General features: G+C 50.1%; 17 protein-coding genes. 12 read left to right on the top strand and 5 right to left on the bottom strand.

Translation table 11 applies throughout. The features are described from left to right. Nucleotides 1-4: 4 nt before the first annotated feature. From Ga0123461_RS07020 to Ga0123461_RS07000, 5 genes are read left to right on the top strand one after another with little or no spacing between them, the layout of a single operon-like run. Nucleotides 5-763 carry an outer membrane lipoprotein-sorting protein gene (locus Ga0123461_RS07020; RefSeq protein WP_100277680.1) on the top strand — a complete coding sequence of 253 codons (759 nt, stop codon included), beginning with the start codon at nucleotides 5-7 and terminating at the stop codon, nucleotides 761-763. Between the two features lie 11 nt (nucleotides 764-774). After that, complete coding sequence (locus Ga0123461_RS07015; protein ID WP_232710071.1) at nucleotides 775-1,995, top strand: ABC transporter permease; 1,221 nt, start codon at nucleotides 775-777, stop codon at nucleotides 1,993-1,995. Then, a complete protein-coding gene (locus Ga0123461_RS07010) occupies nucleotides 1,992-3,230 on the top strand; it encodes an ABC transporter permease (protein WP_100277679.1) in 1,239 nt (412 codons plus the stop codon). The genes Ga0123461_RS07015 and Ga0123461_RS07010 overlap by 4 nt, the downstream gene beginning before the upstream one ends. A gap of 10 nt (nucleotides 3,231-3,240) precedes the next feature. Continuing rightward, complete coding sequence (locus Ga0123461_RS07005; RefSeq protein ID WP_100277678.1) at nucleotides 3,241-3,939, top strand: ABC transporter ATP-binding protein; 699 nt, start codon at nucleotides 3,241-3,243, stop codon at nucleotides 3,937-3,939. Then, nucleotides 3,923-5,158 (top strand): hypothetical protein, encoded by a 1,236-nt coding sequence (locus Ga0123461_RS07000; RefSeq protein WP_100277677.1) that lies wholly within the window; start codon nucleotides 3,923-3,925, stop codon nucleotides 5,156-5,158. The genes Ga0123461_RS07005 and Ga0123461_RS07000 overlap by 17 nt, the downstream gene beginning before the upstream one ends. A gap of 3 nt (nucleotides 5,159-5,161) precedes the next feature. Here Ga0123461_RS07000 and Ga0123461_RS06995 read toward each other — a convergent pair whose 3' ends face one another. Further along, on the bottom strand, nucleotides 5,162-6,238 hold the full coding sequence (locus Ga0123461_RS06995; RefSeq protein WP_100277676.1) for a cyclic nucleotide-binding domain-containing protein: 1,077 nt from the start codon (nucleotides 6,236-6,238) through the stop codon (nucleotides 5,162-5,164). Between the two features lie 76 nt (nucleotides 6,239-6,314). Here Ga0123461_RS06995 and Ga0123461_RS06990 point away from each other — a divergent pair, with 76 nt between their 5' ends. The 3 genes from Ga0123461_RS06990 (at nucleotide 6,315) to Ga0123461_RS06980 (ending at nucleotide 9,537) form a co-directional block, all read left to right on the top strand. After that, nucleotides 6,315-7,001 carry a phosphatidylserine decarboxylase family protein gene (locus tag Ga0123461_RS06990; protein WP_100278725.1) on the top strand — a complete coding sequence of 229 codons (687 nt, stop codon included), beginning with the start codon at nucleotides 6,315-6,317 and terminating at the stop codon, nucleotides 6,999-7,001. Continuing rightward, nucleotides 6,988-7,788: a CDP-diacylglycerol--serine O-phosphatidyltransferase gene (gene pssA, locus Ga0123461_RS06985; protein WP_100277675.1), complete on the top strand. Its 801-nt coding sequence runs from the start codon at nucleotides 6,988-6,990 to the stop codon at nucleotides 7,786-7,788. The genes Ga0123461_RS06990 and pssA overlap by 14 nt, the downstream gene beginning before the upstream one ends. Nucleotides 7,789-7,992: 204 nt before the next feature. Continuing rightward, nucleotides 7,993-9,537, top strand: coding sequence for a 2-isopropylmalate synthase (locus Ga0123461_RS06980; protein WP_100277674.1), 1,545 nt, complete (start codon nucleotides 7,993-7,995; stop codon nucleotides 9,535-9,537). A gap of 75 nt (nucleotides 9,538-9,612) precedes the next feature. Here the strand turns inward: Ga0123461_RS06980 and accC are convergent, their stop codons facing one another. Genes accC through Ga0123461_RS06960 form a run of 4 tightly spaced genes read right to left on the bottom strand, consistent with a single transcriptional unit; the run spans nucleotide 9,613 to nucleotide 12,338 of the window. Then, the gene (gene accC, locus Ga0123461_RS06975; protein ID WP_100277673.1) at nucleotides 9,613-10,962 is read right to left on the bottom strand and encodes an acetyl-CoA carboxylase biotin carboxylase subunit; all 1,350 of its coding nucleotides are present in this window, start codon (nucleotides 10,960-10,962) and stop codon (nucleotides 9,613-9,615) included. 11 nt (nucleotides 10,963-10,973) lie between these two features. Then, complete coding sequence (gene accB, locus Ga0123461_RS06970) at nucleotides 10,974-11,420, bottom strand: acetyl-CoA carboxylase biotin carboxyl carrier protein (RefSeq protein WP_100277672.1); 447 nt, start codon at nucleotides 11,418-11,420, stop codon at nucleotides 10,974-10,976. A 22-nt stretch (nucleotides 11,421-11,442) separates the two neighbouring features. Then, the gene (gene aroQ / locus Ga0123461_RS06965; RefSeq protein ID WP_418289151.1) at nucleotides 11,443-11,883 is read right to left on the bottom strand and encodes a type II 3-dehydroquinate dehydratase; all 441 of its coding nucleotides are present in this window, start codon (nucleotides 11,881-11,883) and stop codon (nucleotides 11,443-11,445) included. Nucleotides 11,884-11,888: 5 nt separating this feature from the next. Beyond that, on the bottom strand, nucleotides 11,889-12,338 hold the full coding sequence (locus Ga0123461_RS06960) for a hypothetical protein (RefSeq protein ID WP_232710070.1): 450 nt from the start codon (nucleotides 12,336-12,338) through the stop codon (nucleotides 11,889-11,891). A 128-nt stretch (nucleotides 12,339-12,466) separates the two neighbouring features. Here Ga0123461_RS06960 and thiS point away from each other — a divergent pair, with 128 nt between their 5' ends. From thiS to Ga0123461_RS06940, 4 genes are all read left to right on the top strand, one after another. Beyond that, the gene (gene thiS / locus Ga0123461_RS06955; protein WP_100277670.1) at nucleotides 12,467-12,676 is read left to right on the top strand and encodes a sulfur carrier protein ThiS; all 210 of its coding nucleotides are present in this window, start codon (nucleotides 12,467-12,469) and stop codon (nucleotides 12,674-12,676) included. A gap of 134 nt (nucleotides 12,677-12,810) precedes the next feature. Continuing rightward, nucleotides 12,811-13,590, top strand: a complete 780-nt coding sequence (locus Ga0123461_RS06950) for a thiazole synthase (RefSeq protein WP_100277669.1) — start codon at nucleotides 12,811-12,813, stop codon at nucleotides 13,588-13,590. A gap of 164 nt (nucleotides 13,591-13,754) precedes the next feature. Next, nucleotides 13,755-14,822 (top strand): uroporphyrinogen decarboxylase, encoded by a 1,068-nt coding sequence (hemE, locus tag Ga0123461_RS06945; protein ID WP_100277668.1) that lies wholly within the window; start codon nucleotides 13,755-13,757, stop codon nucleotides 14,820-14,822. A 366-nt stretch (nucleotides 14,823-15,188) separates the two neighbouring features. Continuing rightward, nucleotides 15,189-17,861 (top strand): CBS domain-containing protein, encoded by a 2,673-nt coding sequence (locus tag Ga0123461_RS06940; protein WP_100277667.1) that lies wholly within the window; start codon nucleotides 15,189-15,191, stop codon nucleotides 17,859-17,861. The last annotated feature ends 128 nt before the right edge of the window (nucleotides 17,862-17,989 follow it).

The following is a 17,989-nucleotide window of genomic DNA, read 5'->3' as shown; positions in this document are numbered from 1 at the left end:
TGGTATGAGAGCTCTCTGTTGTCTGATTGCGATTTTTCTGGTGTCCCCATGTTTCGCTGCTGAAGAGGAGGCCGGTAAGGATCGAACCAGTTACATCCTGAATAAAGTTGATGATCTCTGGCGTGGTGAGTCCTCCTATGCCGTAGTGACCATGCAGGTGAAAACTGAGCACTATACCCGCACCATGCGTATGGAGGGGTGGTCCAAGGGTAAAGAGAAGACGCTGTTTCGCGTGCTGGAGCCACTACGCGAAAAGGGCACGATGACGCTTAAGTCTGATAATCATATCTATACCTACCTGCCCAAGACCGACCGCACCATTCGCCTGACTAGCGGTATGATGATGGGATCCTGGATGGGCAGCCATCTCACCAATGACGATCTCGTGAAAGAGGCTCGGCTTGAGGAGGACTACGAGGCAATAATCAGTTTCGAGGGTGAGCGCGACGGGCAAAATATTATTGAATTTACGTTAACGCCCAAGCCGGATGCGCCTGTTGTGTGGGGTAAGCTGATGCTGTCGATCCTGGCCGATGGTTACACGCCGCTGATGGAGCACTATTACGATGAGGATATGGTCTTGGCCCGTACCTTCACCTTTACCGATATGAAGATGCTGGGAGGGCGTGATCGTCCTGCTGTGCTGCGTGTAGTGCCTTCCGACAAACCTGATGAGTACACCGAGTTTATTTATGAGACGCTTGAACTGAACATACCTGTCAGTGATGTCATGTTCACCAAATCAAGCCTGAAGCGCCGTTGAAGTGATTTGATATGAGGATTCTGACGCTGGCATCGAGAAATGTGCGAAGGAACTGGCACCGCTCGCTGGTAACTATGCTGGCCATGGCATTTGCCTGCCTTATTATGATCTTTTTCGCCTCACTGATGGAGGGGATGATCCAAGGCAGTGAACGCAGTGTGGTATCGATGAATATGGGCGATATTCAGATTCATGCACATGGGTATCGTGATGACCCTGATCTCTACACCCAGATCAATGATGCGGACCTCTTGGTCAGAAATTTGCAGAAACAGGGGTTTCGGGCCACTAGTCGCATCTACGGTTACGGACTTCTGGCTGCCAGGATGGCTTCAAGCGGCGTGCATCTACGTGGGATTGATCTCAAGCAGGAGATAAAGGTCACCGAACTGCACAGGCATCTCAGTAGTGGTCAGTGGCTTGATGAAAGTGATGCAAATGGTGTGATTCTCGGCAAGAAGCTAGCTGGCACGCTTGGTGTAGAATTGGGCGATGAGCTTGTATTTGTCGGTCAGAGTTCGGACGGATACATGGCCAATGAGCTTTTCAGGGTAAGAGGCATTTTGAAATCAGTATCGGATGGCATCGATCGAATGGGAATGTTCATGCCGATGCAGACATTGAGAAATCTACTGGTGATCCCGGAGGGGGCGCATGAGATTGTGATCATTCGCCCGGATCGAACAACGGATCTGACCGTGGAAACTGCAAGGGTTGAGGCAATAGCGGAAGGTCTTGAGGTGAAAAACTGGAAACAGCTGATGCCGGTGATCGCGCGCATGATCGAAACGGCCGATGTGCAGATCATGATCATGCTGGTGATCTTCTATATTGCCGTAGCTACTGTGGTACTCAATGCGATGTTAATGAATGTGTTCGAACGGATACATGAGTTTGGCATCATGAAAGCGCTCGGCGTTTCTCCCTGGCAGCTTGTTGCCCTTGTGTTTGCAGAAACATTTATCCTTACACTGCTGGCCTCTATTGTTGGTCTTGCCGGTGGCTGGTGGGTATCAGATTACTACCGGATTCACGGTATCGATTTGTCATCAATGGCAGATTCGATCGCATATGGAGGCATTGCCTTTGATCCCCTCTGGTATGCGGCGATCACAACAGAGGCGCTGGTCTACCCGGTACTCTTCCTGTTCATTGTTGCAGCACTGGCGGTGATCTATCCGGCAGTCAAAGCTGCCATGTTAAGGCCGGTCAAGGCGATCTACTTCCGATGAATCTGAACCAGCTGGCATGGCGAAATATCTGGCGTAGAAAGCGGCGAACGCTGATTACGGCATTCTCTATCGGTTTCGGCGTGATGCTTGCGGTTACCTTCACCGGCTCGGGCGACTACACCTATACCAATATGATTGATACGGGTGCAAGTATGGGCATGGGTCATGTGACTGTGGAGCCGGTCGGATATCATCTTAAACCTACACTGGATAAAAGGCTTTCCGGTGTCGATGCACTACGTCAAAGAATCGTTGCTCTGGATGGTGTTTCGGATGCCACGGTTCGTATCACCGGACAGGCGATGTTTGCAAGTGCCCGCAAGAGTGTCGGAGGTGCCTTTATTGCGGTGGATCCCGATTTTGAAACAGCAGGCAACAATCTGCTGGTTCGCTCACTTGTTGAAGGGAAGCTTTTTAATGAACGCGGAGGTCGTGGTATTGTAATTGGTAGCAGGCTGGCTCAAAAGTTGCAGGTTAAAATTGGCAAAAAGGTGGTTTACACGACGACCGATGCGACCGGTGAGATTGTCAGTAACATTGCACGGGTAACTGGAATCTTTACTACTGGAGAAAGTACGATTGATGGAATTCTGGCGCTGTTGCCGATTGCAACAGTGCAGGAGACACTGAGCTATGCGCCTGACGAAGCCACGGTGGTTGCAGTGATCATTAAGGATCAGCGACATGCCGAGGCCATGCGTGACAGAATTGCAGCCCTTCCCGAAGCAGGTGGTGTCGCAGTGCTGACATGGAAAAAGTCGCAACCGGATCTTGCTGCGGTGATCGCCTTCGACAAGGCCGGTAACTATATCAGCCAGTTTCTTGTCGGGTTACTGATCGCCGTAGGTATTCTTAATACCATGTTGATGAGTGTGCTGGAGCGTACCCGAGAGTTTGGTGTGATGATGGCGGTTGGCATGTCACCCAAGGTGCTTTTCAAGCTGGTGATGGTGGAGTCGTTCTGGCTCTCCATAGTTGGGCTGATACTGGGGGTTATCATAACCGCGCCCTGGTACTATTTCCTGTATTATTACGGAATCGATTTTACCGGCGCCTTCGGAGACGACTTCAGCTATGGCGGAGTTCTGGTTGATCCAGTGTTCAAGGCGAGACTGTTTAAGGAGAGTGTGATGGCGATACTTGGCACACTCTTTATGCTGGCGCTGCTGGCTGGACTCTATCCGGCATGGAGAGCGGGGCGTGTACCACCTGTTGAGAGCCTGAAAACGATATGAGGTCGATGCTATGAGTGAAAGTGAACACATTGTCCGCATGCAGGATGTTGTCAAAACCTACCGGCAGGGAAAAGTGGATGTGCATGCCGTAAATGATGTTTCGCTTGCGATTGAGAATGGCGATTTTGCTGTGCTCTGTGGTCCGTCCGGTTCCGGTAAAACAAGTATTCTCAATCTAATCGGCGGGTTGGATATTCCAAGCTCAGGCAGGATCTGGGTGGATGAAATTGATCTTTCAACGCTGGGTAAAACCGAACTCTCTGAAATACGAAAAAACCGTATTGGATTTGTTTTCCAGGCCTATAACCTGATTCCTGTGATGACTGCTTATGAAAACGCAGAGTTTGTTCTGAACCTGCAGGGTGTCGGTGAAACAGAGTGCCGTGAGCGGGTGATGGCAACGCTTGCTGCCGTGGGGCTTGAAGGGCTGGAGGGGCGGCGCCCTGACGAAATGTCCGGTGGGCAGCAGCAGCGCGTGGCGATTGCACGTGCGATAGTCACTAATCCTGCCATTGTGCTGGCCGATGAGCCGACGGCCAATGTTGATTCGCATACAGCCGAATCACTTCTTGATCTGATGCAGAAGCTGAATCGGGAGCAGGGGATAACCTTTCTTTTTTCCACCCACGACCAGCATGTGATAGATCGTGCAAGGCGTATTATTAGCATCCATGATGGTAAGATCGAGTCGGATGAAGTCAGGGGTTAGCACCGTCCGAATTATACTTGTCACACTTGTTCTGGTTGTTTTTGCGCAACCGGCCCATGCCTTCTTCTCATGGCAGGGTGACGATAGCGCAATTGAAATGCGAGCCATGCTTGCTGGCTCAGGGCTCTGGTTAAACAATCCCGACAATCCACTCTATTATAATAAGCGATCCGTTGCGGGCGTGGCTGCTTCAGGCCGCCTCATGATTGATGCCAGTATTGGCGGAGCTTTCAGCTTTGAGATGCATGCGGTTCAGAACTATGTCCCTCTAGATTTGCAGAGCGGTGGCAGCAATATTGCCGTGCTGCGCGATGTTGAGCGCAGTGATTTGCTGGACTGGAGTTTCGACTCACGGCGCGCACATCTTCTGATTGATCGGTTGAATTTGCAGTATGCCTCCCAAAAGCTAAATCTGAAGGTCGGTCGTCAGCCGGTGAATCTTGCCGCGACCTTCTATTTTACCCCTAACGATTTTTTTGCGCCGTTTGCTGCTCAAACCTTTTTCCGCGCCTACAAACCGGGTGTTGATGCAGTGCGGGCAGATATTCAGCTGGCCGAGCTTTCACAACTGTCGCTGATCTCTGTGCTTGGTTACAGCGCTGACTCCTTCAGTGGCAATGGCTGGAGTAATTCTAATGCAGGTGCCCGGAACTCCTATCTGGCTCGCACCTCGGGCGTTATTGGTGATTTTGAGTTGGCACTTATAGTCGGTTCTGTGAAAGGGGATGTTGTGATTGGTACTGATTTTCAGGGAGAGCTTTTCGAATGGCTTGGCGTCAGGGGAGAGGGGCATGTGAATATTCCCGATCAGCCCGGGTTAAATAGGCGCATCGAGTTTGCTATCGGCCTTGAGCATCGCTGGGACAACAGTCTTGCCCTGCGCGCTGAACAGTTCTATCACGGTGGAGGCGTTTCGAGCAGTGCCGCTTATGCGACCCCTGTGGCTGCTCAAGGTTTTTATATGGCTCGAAACTACACTGCACTTGGAGCAAGTTACGAGTTTACACCACTGTTAAGCGGGGATATGACCGCGATCTATAACTGGATGGATAACTCATCTCTCGTTGCTGTTTATGCACTCTATTCGTTAAGTGATGAGTCGGAACTGGCAATCAGTGGCTCACTCTCACATGGGAAAAGGCCAGCTGGTGCGTCTATCAATAGTGAGTTTGGTCTCTACCCCAACTCAATTGGTTTTGAAGTGCGGAGCTATTTTTAGCCGTTAATGGCTGGCGCCTTCCCGATTTTCTCCTGCCAGTTTTACGTGGTGTTCGAATGATGCATAAAGATTCATGAATGTATGGAATATTTTTTCCGGCATCTCGCACACCAGTGCATGTTCTGTTGCCTTGATTTCAGCATCAAGGGGAAGTTCAATGAGGGGGCTTGCGGAGCCGAACATATCTCCGGTGGAGAGTAACAGTCCCTGTCCATCAGCTGTTTTCAACTCTGCCTCACCGGAAAGGATGATTTGACAGGCTGGTGCAGAGCGGTCACTAACTGAAATCAGGTCACCACTCTCATACTCATTAACCACGGACTCTTCAGCTGTCCACAGCTTGTCCTCTTCCGGTAACGCGGAAAATGCCGGGATGGTGTGGGTGGCAGCGTGTACCATGCGGGTCTGTACTGTTCGGATTAGGTAATCGCCAGCCAGAGGGAAGCTCTCAATCAACTGCGAAATCGATTCGCCGGAAAACTCAAGCAGCATGGTCGGGCTGCTGGCAGTAACGGTTGCCGAGCGTTTTAGCTTGTAAACGCAGGCAAACTCACCGAAGAAATCACCAGGATTCAGTGTTTTGAGCGTTGTCGGATCCCCATCAGGGAGGATCAGTCGTACATCGACATTTCCGTACAGGATCAGGTAAAAAGTCTCACTGGCCTCACCCTGCGTGACGATGTCCTCGCCGGGCTTTACCTTTATCAGATTTGCCTGGGCAATGAAGTCGAGCGCTTCTGAATCGGAGAGCTGATCAATCAAAGCAAAAAGCTTTTCGGAACCACTTTCACTCTCCGCCGTACCCGCATCTGTAATCCGTGCCATGTCGGAGAGTGCCTCGATCTCATCTACATTTGGGTGATTCAGCTGTTTGCAGATTGCAAGAAAGCCAAGAGCAAATCCCGCTTTGCCATTGGCAAGCATGTTTCTTGCAATGGAGAGCGCAAGGGAACGCGCCTCTGTGATGCGCTCTGTTTTTTGCAACATCTTAATCAGCGGACGCGCAATATGAAGGTCTTCAGGAAAGACATGGTGGAGCCGAAGGTAGCTGTGTAGCAGTTTTATTTCACTTAGAGCCATGGTGTTATCATAGCCGATGAAATTGGAATGTCATACATTGCTTGGGTATGGTCAGCGTTGCCGCTACCCTGTCGCCATGACTAAAGAACTCCTGATGTCCGGAGAGCCTAGTGGCACCATTCCATTCGCCCCAGAAGGGTGGCGTTTTATTGTTCCGACTGCAGTTCTGATGTTCATCACCTGGGCACTTGGTTGGGGGCTATCCTCAACGGTGCTGTTTGTACTGCTTCTGTTTCTGCTGAACTTTTTCAGGGATCCAGCGCGAGCCGTGCCACAGGGGGATGACCTGTTTGTCTCTCCTGCCGATGGTAAGGTGATTCGTGCTGAGATGACCGATCAGGGGCATCAGCGTGTTGATATCTTTATGAATGTATTCAATGTGCATGTAAACCGGGCACCCATGGCCGGCCGCATTACGCATATGCAGTACTTTCCGGGAAAGTTCGTAAATGCTAGTTTTGATCACGCCACTGAGGAAAATGAACGGAACCGTTTCGAAATGGCGTGCGATGATGGAGTCAATATCGCTTTCACCCAGATTTCAGGTCTGGTAGCGCGTCGTATCGTCTCCTATGTCGAGGTAGGTGACCGTGTCGAGGCAGGCCAGCGCATCGGTATGATCCGATTTGGTTCACGTGTAAACTGCGAGATTCCTGCCGGCTATGAGCTGAGTGTGAAAGTAGGTGAAATGGTTACAGCTGGGTTGACTGTGGTTGCACGCAAGACGAAAGAGAAGGGTGGAGAAATCAATGCCGATGCTTAAAGAGAAGGTTGCCCGCAGAGGCGTATATCTGCTGCCCAGCCTGTTTACCACGATGGGTCTGTTTGCAGGGTTTTATGCACTGATTGCAGCCTTTCAGGGGCGTTTCGAGCTTGCTGCCTGGGCGATTATGGCCGCTGCAGTATTCGATATGCTGGATGGGCGCGTAGCACGTTTGCTGCATGCTGAGAGTACATTCGGGGCGGAGTACGATTCGCTCTGCGATATGCTCTCTTTTGGTGTCGCACCTGCTGTGCTTCTTTATATGTGGGCACTGGTGAATCTTGGGCCCGATCTTCATAAGCTGGCTTGGTTGGGTGCCTTTTTCCTTGTTGCCGGTGCGGCTATCAGGCTGGCGCGTTTTAATGTGCAGCACGAGCATCAGGACAACCGCTATTTTCAGGGGCTGCCCACCCCAGGTACGGCGCTGCTGATTGCTACAGCCGTGCTTTACCATGTTGATGCACGCATTGAGCCGTTGCCGTGGCTCTGGTTTGTCCTGTCACTTTTCATGGCCTGGCTGATGGTCAGTAATGTGCGTTTTATTTCCGGAAAGGATGTTGACCTGAAAGAGCGTCGCTCTACCGGTGTGCTGGTTGGAATGATTCTGGTCATTGGGCTGATTGCCATAGACCCGTATCGCTTTCCATTTGGTGTTTTGTTTGTTTACTGCATGCATGGGCCACTGTTAAGTCTTTGGCAGAATCGGCGTTTAACCCAGTATCGCCAGCAACGTAAACTCAAGCGAAAACAGCAGCAGGGTGGCAGTGAAGGGGCAGATCAAAGCTGAGGGAATTGACCAAGCAGTTGCATGGTGCTTTAATCCGCTGCATGAACACACAGTTTTCTGCATCCACCACTGCAACGGAGTACCTACTACTTCGAATGGGTCTGTGCGTCTGCTGATTAGGTTCAGCTGATGATGTACAGGCCGCGGATTTCCGCGGCCTTTTTTGTTTGTGCTGATTTTTTTGGATGATGATAGGAGATAAAAATGTCTGATCGCTTGTATATATTTGATACAACGCTGCGAGATGGCGAGCAGTCACCGGGCTGTTCGATGAATATTGATGAGAAATTGCGCGTGGCGCATGCGCTGGCGACACTTGGCGTGGATATCATCGAGGCGGGGTTTCCCATCGCATCACCGGGAGATTTTGAGGCGGTTCATCGTATTGCCAGTGAAGTTCATGGTCCGAAAATTGCAGGCCTGGCAAGAGCGGCTCAGGGTGATATTGCCCGTGCAGCTGAGGCTGTTAAACCGGCTGGAGATAACGCCCGTATCCATACCTTTATCGCTACCAGTCCCATTCATATGGAGGCCAAGCTGCGTATGAGTCCGGACCAGGTGGTCGAACGTGCGGTGGCTGCTGTGAAGCAGGCGCGTTCGCTGGTGCCTGAGGTGGAATTTTCTGCTGAAGATGCGGGCCGTTCCGAAATCGATTTTCTCTGCCGGATCGTAGAGCAGGTGATTAAAGCAGGTGCGCGGGTGATCAATATTCCAGATACGGTCGGTTACATGACACCCGATGAGTTCGGTTACCGCATTCGGACCCTGATTGAAAATGTCCCCAACTCGGACCAGGCGATCTTCTCAGTCCATTGCCACAATGACCTGGGTCTTGCCGTTGCCAACTCACTGGCTGCCATTGAAAATGGCGCACGTCAGGTGGAGTGCACCATCAACGGCCTTGGTGAACGTGCCGGTAACGCTGCGTTGGAAGAGATCGTGATGATCATGAAGACCCGTTCAGATCGATACAATATTGATCTGGGTATCGATACTACGAAGATCGTTCCGACCTCAAAGCTGGTGAGCCAGATTACTGGTATGCCGATCCAGCCGAATAAGGCGATTGTTGGTGCCAATGCCTTTGCCCATGAGTCCGGCATCCATCAGGACGGCATGCTCAAGCACAAGAAAACCTATGAGATCATGACTCCGGAATCAGTCGGCTGGAGAGCCAATCGCATGGTGCTGGGCAAACACTCCGGTCGTGCAGCACTTAAGGCCCGTTATATTGAGTTGGGTGAAGTGCTTGATGACGAGCGTCTGGTGGCGGTGTTTGATCGTTTCAAGGTATTGGCAGATAAAAAGAAGGATATCTTTGATGAAGATCTGATGTCGATCCTCTCCGATGACTCAAATGTCGAAGCTGAGCGAGTGAAGTTGATCAGTTTGCATGCGGCATCAGGTACCAATGATGCTCCGGTGGCTGCAGTTGAGCTGGAGATTGAGGGTGTTCGACATAAGGCGACGGCAGAAGGGGATGGTCCTGTGGATGCTGCTTTCAAGGCGATTAAATCGATGGTCGAGCCCAACGGAAAACTGCTGCTCTATGCGGTGAATGCCATTACCGTCGGTACCGATGCACAGGGTGAGGTGACGGTGCGATTGCAGGATGGCGAGCGCATTGTGAACGGGCAGGGGGCAGATACCGACATTATTGTGGCATCGGCCAAGGCCTTGATCGCCGCGTTGAACAAGCTGCCGAACATGCACGCCAGAGAGGTGCATGCGCAGTATTCCGGCGTTTGATTAAGCGGTAAAAGGAGAAAACAAAAAGGCCGGGCAGTATGCCCGGCCTTTTTGTTGATTTAGATGCAAGTCCCCTTACAGGCTCATCTGTTTCAGCCACTTCTCCAGGAAGTGAATATTGAACTCACCCTTTTGGAATCCCGGATTGGCCAACAGGCGCTGATGCAGCTCCTGATTGGTGGTGACACCCAGAACGACCAGCTCATCAATCGCCCGCTGCATGCGACGGATGCACTTTTCACGATCGCGTGCATGGGTGATGATCTTACCGATCATTGAGTCATAGTGTGGTGGAATTTTATAACCTGTATAGAGGTGTGAATCGACACGTACACTACGTCCACCCGGTGCGTGATAGAGTTCTACAGTTCCCGGTGACGGTGTGAACTTGAACGGGTGTTCCGCATTGATGCGGCACTCAATGGCATGGCCCTTGATTTTGAGATCTTCCTGTTTGAAGGCGAGCTTTTCACCGTTGGCTACGCGGATCTGCCACTCAATCAGGTCTACACCGGTGATCCATTCAGTCACAGGGTGCTCAACCTGAATACGGGTATTCATTTCCATGAAATAGAATGAGTTATCCGCATTCATTAGGAACTCGATGGTGCCGGCACCGACATAATCCACTGCCTTGGCAGCTGCCAGGCCTGCTGCACAAATCTTCTCGCGGGTTTCCGCATCAAGTGACGGGCTTGGGGCCTCTTCAAGCACTTTCTGATTGTTGCGCTGCATGGAACATTCGCGTTCGTAAAGATGAACGATATTGCCATGCGTATCACCGAGCACCTGCACCTCGATATGCCGTGGCTCTACGAGGAACTTTTCAATAAAGACGGTATCATCACCGAATGCGGCACCGGCTTCCGCTTTGCACATGGAAAAAGCGTTTGAGAACGAAGCTTCAGAGTGTACCACCTTCATGCCTCGGCCGCCGCCGCCAGCTGATGCCTTGATAATCAACGGGAAACCGGACTGTTTGGCGATTGCTCTGGCTTCTTCGATGTCCTTTACTGCGCCATCGGAACCCGGAACCAGAGGTACGCCGGCCAGTGCCATCTTTTTCTTGGCAGTAACCTTGTCGCCCATGATGCGCATTGATTCAGGCGTGGGGCCTATCCATACGAGTCCGGATTCATTAACAATGTCGGCAAACTCGGCATTTTCTGCCAGAAAGCCGAAGCCAGGATGAATCGCCTGCGCATCGGTCAGCTCGGCTGCCGCCATGATGGCTGCAATATTTAGGTAGGAGAGGGTACTTGATGCAGGGCCGATACAGACTGACTCATCGGCAAGCCTTGTATGCATACAGTCGCGATCTGCTTCAGAATAGACGGCTACCGAACGGATTCCTAGCTCTTTACAAGCACGGATAATGCGTACGGCAATTTCGCCACGGTTGGCGATCAGGATTTTGTGAAACATGTATCCTCCGATCAGCCTAGTGGTGTGATAACGAAAATTGGCTGGCCGTATTCAACAGGCGTTGCATTTTCAGTAAGAACGGCCTCAACAACGCCGTCATACTCGGACTCGATCTCGTTCATCATCTTCATCGCTTCAATGATGCAGATGGTGTCACCTTTTTTAACCTTCTGGCCGACGCTGACAAACGGATCGGCATCAGGACTCGAGGATGCGTAGAATGTACCTACCATCGGTGATTTCACCTGATGGGCAGTGCTCTCAGCTGCAGGGCCTGCAACCTCTGCCGAAACTGGAGCAGCTGCAGCAGCTGCATAGACTGGCGCAGCCTGTGGCATAACGGCAACAGATCCCTGACGGGAAATACGCACAGTTTCAGTGCCTTCCGTGATCTCGATCTCGGTAACATCCGTGCTCTGAATCAGTTTAATAAGTTTGCGAATATGGGCAATATCCAAGTTAATCTCCTGTTTCTACTATTTAGATTTGACGTAAATGATCTTGCAGGCCACGCAGGGCCAGCAGGTATGAGGTTGCACCAAATCCAGCCACAATTCCGGTAGCTGCATCCGCCAGCATGGAGTGGTGTCGGAACTCTTCACGGCGGTGGATGTTAGAGAGGTGTACTTCAATAAACGGGATGCTGATAGCCAGTAAGGCATCACGAAGAGCGATGCTGGTGTGGGTGTAGGCTGCCGGGTTGATAATGATGCCATCAATATTGTCACTGGCAGCCTGATGGATGCGATCAACCAGTTCACCCTCATGGTTACTCTGGAATGTTGATATCTCGATGCCGAGGGTGTCACCCAGTTCAATCAGAGATTGGTTGATATCGGCAAGGGTGACATGACCGTAGTGGCCGGGTTCGCGGGTTCCGAGAAGGTTCAGGTTCGGCCCGTGCAGGACGAGGAAACGCAGGTTTTTCATGAATCGGACTCCTTATCCCAGTTGCTTTTGAGCACGACCAGTGACTGATCTTCGGGCTGACGAGTTATCAGGAGGGATAACATCTCCATGGCCAGCTCTTTTTCACCCTGCTTCCAGAGCAGCTGCGCAAGGGTTACAGATGCTGGAGCTTGAGGCTGCGGTCGTGGGATCTGCAGTTGCAAAGCACGGGTTGCGCTCTTAATGCCTGCTTCAACACGGCCGAGCTTTCTCTGAACCCGGGCCAGAAGTTTCCATGCAGGCGTTTCTGCAGGGGCGAACTCAAGCATCTCGGTTAGTATCTGTTCGGCCTGTTCAAGCGCACCACATGTAATAGCTTTCTTTGCCGCATCCATGCCGCCTGCAACCCCGTACCAATTATCTGGTGTAGGGGCAGACTTTGCTTTTTTCTGCAGGGTATTGGGTGTGCTGGCGCTTGCTGTTAGCATGTGCCTCACACTATGTGTTCGCACAAACCGGGTCAATCAGGTTGAGGGTGAAAACTGGTGAAAAATGCTCGATTCCGGCCATAAAGTGTTCATTCCGGTTGGTTTTTGTGAATTTCAGAGAGGGTTGTATGTCCGGTGAAATTACTATCCATATTAATGGAGAAGATCGTACTGTACGAGCGGGCACTTTGACGGAGCTGGTTGCAGAAATGGGGCTCGAGAAACGCATGATTGCCATCGAGTGCAACCTAGAGGTTGTTCCAAAGAGCCAATACGACAGTACTGCCCTGAAAGATGGGGATCGTATTGAGCTGGTTCACATGATTGGTGGCGGGTAATTGATTGAATAGTAAAAGCCCTGCGTGGCTTTTACTTGTTTTTGCAGTCGAAAAAATGTGGTTTTCGACTGTTTACACAATTCGGCAGGATAGTCGAAATAGCCGCACGTTCCGTGCGGGGGGAGTTTGGTTACATGTCTGACGATATTTTCAAGGTAGGCAGCTACGAATTCAAGTCGAGACTGATTGTTGGTTCCGGAAAGTATAAGGATTTCCAGACTACCAAGGATGCTACTGAAGCATCGGAAGCGGAGATGATTACTGTCGCAGTGCGCCGCGTGAATATTACTGATCCAGGCAAAGAGAACCTACTCGATTATATTGACCCGAAGAAGTACACCATCCTTCCTAATACGGCGGGTTGCTTTAATGCTGAAGATGCCGTGCGCACATTGCGTCTGGCACGTGAGGCTGGCGGTTGGAACCTCGTGAAGCTGGAGGTGCTGGGCGATACGCAAACGCTTTACCCCAATGTCGTGGAAACCATTAAGGCGGCCGAGATACTGGTGGCTGAGGGCTTTGAGGTGATGGTTTATACCAGTGATGATCCAATTGTGGCGACACGGCTGGAAGAGGTTGGCTGTGTGGCTGTGATGCCGCTGGGTAATCCGATCGGTTCAGGTCGCGGGCTTGCCAACCCATTTAATATCCGTGTGATCAAAGAGCGTGCGAATGTACCGATTGTAGTGGATGCCGGTATCGGCACTGCGTCTGATGCTGCTAAAGCATTGGAGTTGGGGGCTGATGCTGCCCTTATTAATACGGCGATTGCTGAGGCGAAGGACGAATGCCTGATGGCGCGTGCTATGCGTGATGCTGTAAGGGCCGGCCGCATGGCCTATCTGGCTGGACGCATGCCCAAGCGGGCATTTGCCAGTGCCTCTTCACCAACCGAAGGATATATCTGGGATTAAATAAATTAGACGCTGATTAACGCAGATAAATACAGATAGTGTGTTTTGATCAGTAAAAACGATAGAAATTGAGTGGGTAGATTAGGTAATGTTGGTTTTAGATAGCAATCTTGTTCATCAGCGATAATCTGCGTCCATCTGTCTCTTATTTAAAGGATTTTGAAATGACTGAATTGAAAAACGATCTATTTCTGCGGGCATGCCTGCGACAGGATGTTGAACGCACGCCGGTATGGATGATGCGCCAGGCTGGACGTTATCTGGCTGAATACAGGGCAACGAGAGCCCGCGCTGGCGGCTTTCTGAATCTCTGCCGCTCACCTGAGCTGTGCTCCGAAGTGACGTTGCAGCCGATTGATATTCTCGATGCTGATGCGGCGATTCTATTCTCCGATATTCTGGTTGTACCGGAAGCGATGGGTATGGAGCTTACATTTGGTGTGGGTGAGGGGCCTAAATTCCCCGATCCGATAACCTGCCGTGCTGATGTGGAAAAACTGCCTGTATTGAATGATCCGACCAAAGAACTTGGTTATGTCATGGATGCGGTGAGTACCATTCGCAGAGATTTGAATGGTCGTGTGCCGTTGATCGGCTTTGCCGGCAGCCCATGGACACTGGCGACCTACATGGTTGAAGGTGGTGGTTCCAAGAACTTCTCCAAGGTTAAGGCCATGATGTTCAATGAGCCGGAAACCATGCATCTGCTGCTTGAAAAGCTGGCTGATTCTGTTGCTGCTTACCTTAATGGCCAAATTGCCAGCGGTGCGCAGGCTGTACAGATCTTTGATACCTGGGGTGGCATCCTCAATACCCGCGACTACAAAGAGTTCTCCCTGCAATACATGCAGAGGATTGTTTCGCAGCTCACACGTGAAAATGATGGTCGTAAAGTACCTGTGATTCTCTACTCCAAGGGTGGCATGGGCTGGCTGGAAGCCATGGCTGATACTGGCTGTGATGTGCTTGGCCTGGACTGGTCAATCGATATTGATGAGGCGAAAGCACGCGTGGGTGACAGGGTGGCACTGCAGGGCAATATGGATCCGACTATGCTCTATGCCAAACCTGAGCGTATCCGTGCTGAGGTGAAGGATATTCTGGCCAAGTTCGGCCATGGCAACGGCCATGTGTTCAATCTCGGTCACGGCATAACACCTGATGTGCCGCCTGAGCACGCGATTGAATTCTTCAAGGCTGTTCGCGAAGAGTCCGTTCAGTATCACAGGTAACCAGTAACTGATTTATTAAAAAAGGCTGCTCATTGAGCGGCCTTTTTTGTTTGTTGAAAGGTGAAAAGTCAGGTTTCTTATTTCGTTCGCCTTTGAAAACAGTGAAAAGAAAGAACCGTATTTTGTTGAGCGCATTGCTATTGTTACTACATTCATGTTTCTGTGGGCGTTTCTGGATGAGATAAATGCGTGCCGATAAACAGGAAGCCCATATGTACAATTTTATCACGGGATAAGTTGAAATGACTTCGAGTTTTCCCCTACCTTTAGGTTGTTGAACGCTTGCATGATCAAGGGTCAGGTAAAATAAGGTTGAAATACTTTAGTCTCATTGTACGTTGACTTCGACCACCATGGAGGGGCGCCATGCAGATTCGGGAAATCATGACCACCAGTGCGATTACTGTTCATCCTGAAAGCAGTGTAGCTGAAGCTGTCGAGCTACTGAGCAGTCATCGTATCGGCTTTATTATTGTATCCAGTGACCACCAGCCGGAAGGCATTTTAACCGAGGGCGATATTGTGCGTATGGCCTCAGAAGGACTGGATATTCACCAAGAAAAGGTAGGCGAGCATATGAGTTCACCTGTGTTTTCGGTTAAAGAAGAAAGTAATGTTTTTCACGCCTACGATGAGCTTGTACAGAGAAAGTTGCGTCATCTTGCTGTAGTGAACGAAGCCAACCATTTGACTGGTGTTTTGACTATGTCGAATTTTATCTCTGGTATGGGCGTTGAGCACGTCACTGAGCTGCAGACCATTGGAGAGGTGATGCTCCCCAATCCAGTGACTGTAACCGAAGAGATGCCGCTGACCGATGTTGTGGCGTCCATGAGCAGGAATAAGCATGCGATGTTGGCATATTCTGAAAATGGTGTCTCTGGCATTTTAACATCCAGAGATATCACACGCTTGCAGCGAGAAAATATAGATTTTTCTGCAATGAAAATGACAGATGTGATGACTTCACCTGTTTATTCTATTGCCGCTACAGCATTTGTTCCCGAAGCCAGTGTGCTGATGCGCAGGCATAATCTTCGACATCTGGCTGTTACTGATGATCGTGGTCGTTTTGCAGGCCTGCTCACTATTTCGGATTTGGCGCGCTGCATTGAGAGAAAATATATCGACTTTCTGAGGTCAGTAGTACTTGATCTTGAAAAGAATTTCAAAACAAAACCCAGTGAACATATGGCTCTGTTTGAATACAATCCAAATGCAGTGCTCTCTTTTAACGAAGCTGGCCATGTTGCTGATGCGAATCCGGCCAGTATCCTTCTGACAGGTTACAGCAGGCAGGATCTGCTGAGGATGGGCCTCTCTGATCTGATTCCCGAATCGGAGATTGAGAAGATGTTAGATGCGTTCAAACAAGCTGAATCCGGTCAGCCTGGAAGCCTGCAGACACAACTCGCCTGTAAGTCCGGTCGCAAAGTCACGATATATCTAAGTCTGGTGCCTATTATCATTGATGGAAAGCAGTCTGGTACCTTTGCAGTGATGCACGATATTACCGAACGCTGTAAAACAGAGGCTAGGTTGCGCAAGCTCTCTCAGGCCTTGGAGCAGACGGCGGAGGCTATAATAATCACTGATACCTCAGCTAACATTGAGTTTGCAAATGAAGCGATGGGGCAACTCTATAACAGTAAGGCTGCAGAGCTGTGTGGTCGAAGCTTTGCAGCGTTAATATCAATGGGTGCCACTTTTGATGAGGAAGTCCTTGCTACGGTTTTGAGTGGAAATAAATGGAAGCAGGAGCTTAAGCTTTATCGCAGTGATGGTTCTGACCTGCCCGTCATACTTTCATGTGCACCAGTCTTCTCTTCAGGGGGGAAGGTTACTCATATTGTTGCTGCTTTTGAAGATCTGAGTGGCCGACGTGCCATGGAAGAAAAACTGCAATATTCCCAAAAGATGGAGGCAGTTGGCACCCTGGCCGGTGGTATTGCCCACGAATTCAACAACTATCTTGCATCGGTTACAGGTAATCTCTACCTGCTTAAAAAGAGGTTGCAGGAGGATGCTGATCTTATTCATAGAATCAGTTCTCTTGAAAAAGAGAGTTACAAAGCCGCATCGCTTATTCAGCAGCTACTGACGTTCTCCAGGCAGGATAGTGCTGAGAAGAAGGTGTTTTCGTTGCCTGATTTGATTTTCGAGACACAGAACCTGAGTCAGGTGGCTGTTTCAGAAAATATTTCTGTTAAATGGGATATTTCGTCTGAATACCTTCCCGTATATGGTAGTAAACACCAGATACATCAGATCCTCATTAACCTTCTTAACAATGCCAGAGATGCAGTAGAGCATCTTGAAGCCCCGGAAATTTCAGTAAGCTTGGGTTGTTTGGGCGATGATGATTCGCTGAGGCTTCGGCACCCGGAATTCGGGAGCGGGTCATATGCAAAATTGACCGTGGCGGATAACGGCTATGGCATTAAACCGGAGCATTTGAATAGTATCTTTGATCCTTTTTTTACAACTAAGCCCCTTAATCAAGGGACTGGTTTAGGACTTGCCATGGTATATGGAGCCATACACTCCCATGGTGGAATTATTGATGTTTCAAGCAGTCCGGGCCAGGGCAGTATGTTTTCAATCCTATTGCCTATGAATAAATCTATACCCGTTATGGAGAAGCAGTTTCAGGCTACCGTCGGTAAAGAGAAGAAGGCCGTCTGTGTGCTGCTCGCTGATGATGAGCTGACAGTACGTGAGGTTGCCAAAGAGTTGTTGGAAAACCTTGGTTATGAGGTGATTGAAGCTGAGAATGGTCACGCTGCAGTCGAGTTGTTCGAGCGCAATCGAGATAAGGTTAGCATTGCCATGCTCGATATGGTTATGCCTAAGATGAATGGAGTCCAAGCTGCTACACGGATGCGTGACCTGAATCCTGAGTTGCCTATTGTTTTTATTACTGGATATGACCGTGAGCGTGTGCTTGCCGATGTTGAGGGCTGGGAGGGCATAAAGATTATGAGCAAACCCTGTCATCCTGAAGATCTCAGTATGGCTATTCGTGGCTTGTTGAATTAAGCGTAAATCAACCTGCTTTGATGTTTGCACGACCTTCACTGGATCGCTACTTAAGGCCACTCAGAAATGCGATGGCCTAATCAGCCTTATGGAAGCAATCAGACGATTAAGAAGTGGGAGTCGAAGCA

The organism is Mariprofundus aestuarium (genome assembly GCF_002795805.1).
GTDB lineage: Bacteria > Pseudomonadota > Zetaproteobacteria > Mariprofundales > Mariprofundaceae > Mariprofundus > Mariprofundus aestuarium.
This window is presented reverse-complemented; position numbering and strand designations above follow the sequence as displayed.

Coding starts and splice junctions, on each gene's coding strand:
- Ga0123461_RS07005 (WP_100277678.1), top strand. CDS start 3,241: ATGAGTGAAAGTGAACACATTGTCCGCATGCAGGATGTTGTCAAAACC.
- thiS (WP_100277670.1), top strand. CDS start 12,467: ATGTCCGGTGAAATTACTATCCATATTAATGGAGAAGATCGTACTGTA.
- Ga0123461_RS06960 (WP_232710070.1), bottom strand. CDS start 12,338: ATGCTAACAGCAAGCGCCAGCACACCCAATACCCTGCAGAAAAAAGCA.
- Ga0123461_RS07015 (WP_232710071.1), top strand. CDS start 775: ATGAGGATTCTGACGCTGGCATCGAGAAATGTGCGAAGGAACTGGCAC.
- accC (WP_100277673.1), bottom strand. CDS start 10,962: ATGTTTCACAAAATCCTGATCGCCAACCGTGGCGAAATTGCCGTACGC.
- Ga0123461_RS07020 (WP_100277680.1), top strand. CDS start 5: ATGAGAGCTCTCTGTTGTCTGATTGCGATTTTTCTGGTGTCCCCATGT.
- Ga0123461_RS06990 (WP_100278725.1), top strand. CDS start 6,315: ATGACTAAAGAACTCCTGATGTCCGGAGAGCCTAGTGGCACCATTCCA.
- hemE (WP_100277668.1), top strand. CDS start 13,755: ATGACTGAATTGAAAAACGATCTATTTCTGCGGGCATGCCTGCGACAG.
- Ga0123461_RS07010 (WP_100277679.1), top strand. CDS start 1,992: ATGAATCTGAACCAGCTGGCATGGCGAAATATCTGGCGTAGAAAGCGG.
- Ga0123461_RS06950 (WP_100277669.1), top strand. CDS start 12,811: ATGTCTGACGATATTTTCAAGGTAGGCAGCTACGAATTCAAGTCGAGA.
- Ga0123461_RS06995 (WP_100277676.1), bottom strand. CDS start 6,238: ATGGCTCTAAGTGAAATAAAACTGCTACACAGCTACCTTCGGCTCCAC.
- Ga0123461_RS06940 (WP_100277667.1), top strand. CDS start 15,189: ATGCAGATTCGGGAAATCATGACCACCAGTGCGATTACTGTTCATCCT.
- Ga0123461_RS06980 (WP_100277674.1), top strand. CDS start 7,993: ATGTCTGATCGCTTGTATATATTTGATACAACGCTGCGAGATGGCGAG.
- pssA (WP_100277675.1), top strand. CDS start 6,988: ATGCCGATGCTTAAAGAGAAGGTTGCCCGCAGAGGCGTATATCTGCTG.
- Ga0123461_RS07000 (WP_100277677.1), top strand. CDS start 3,923: ATGAAGTCAGGGGTTAGCACCGTCCGAATTATACTTGTCACACTTGTT.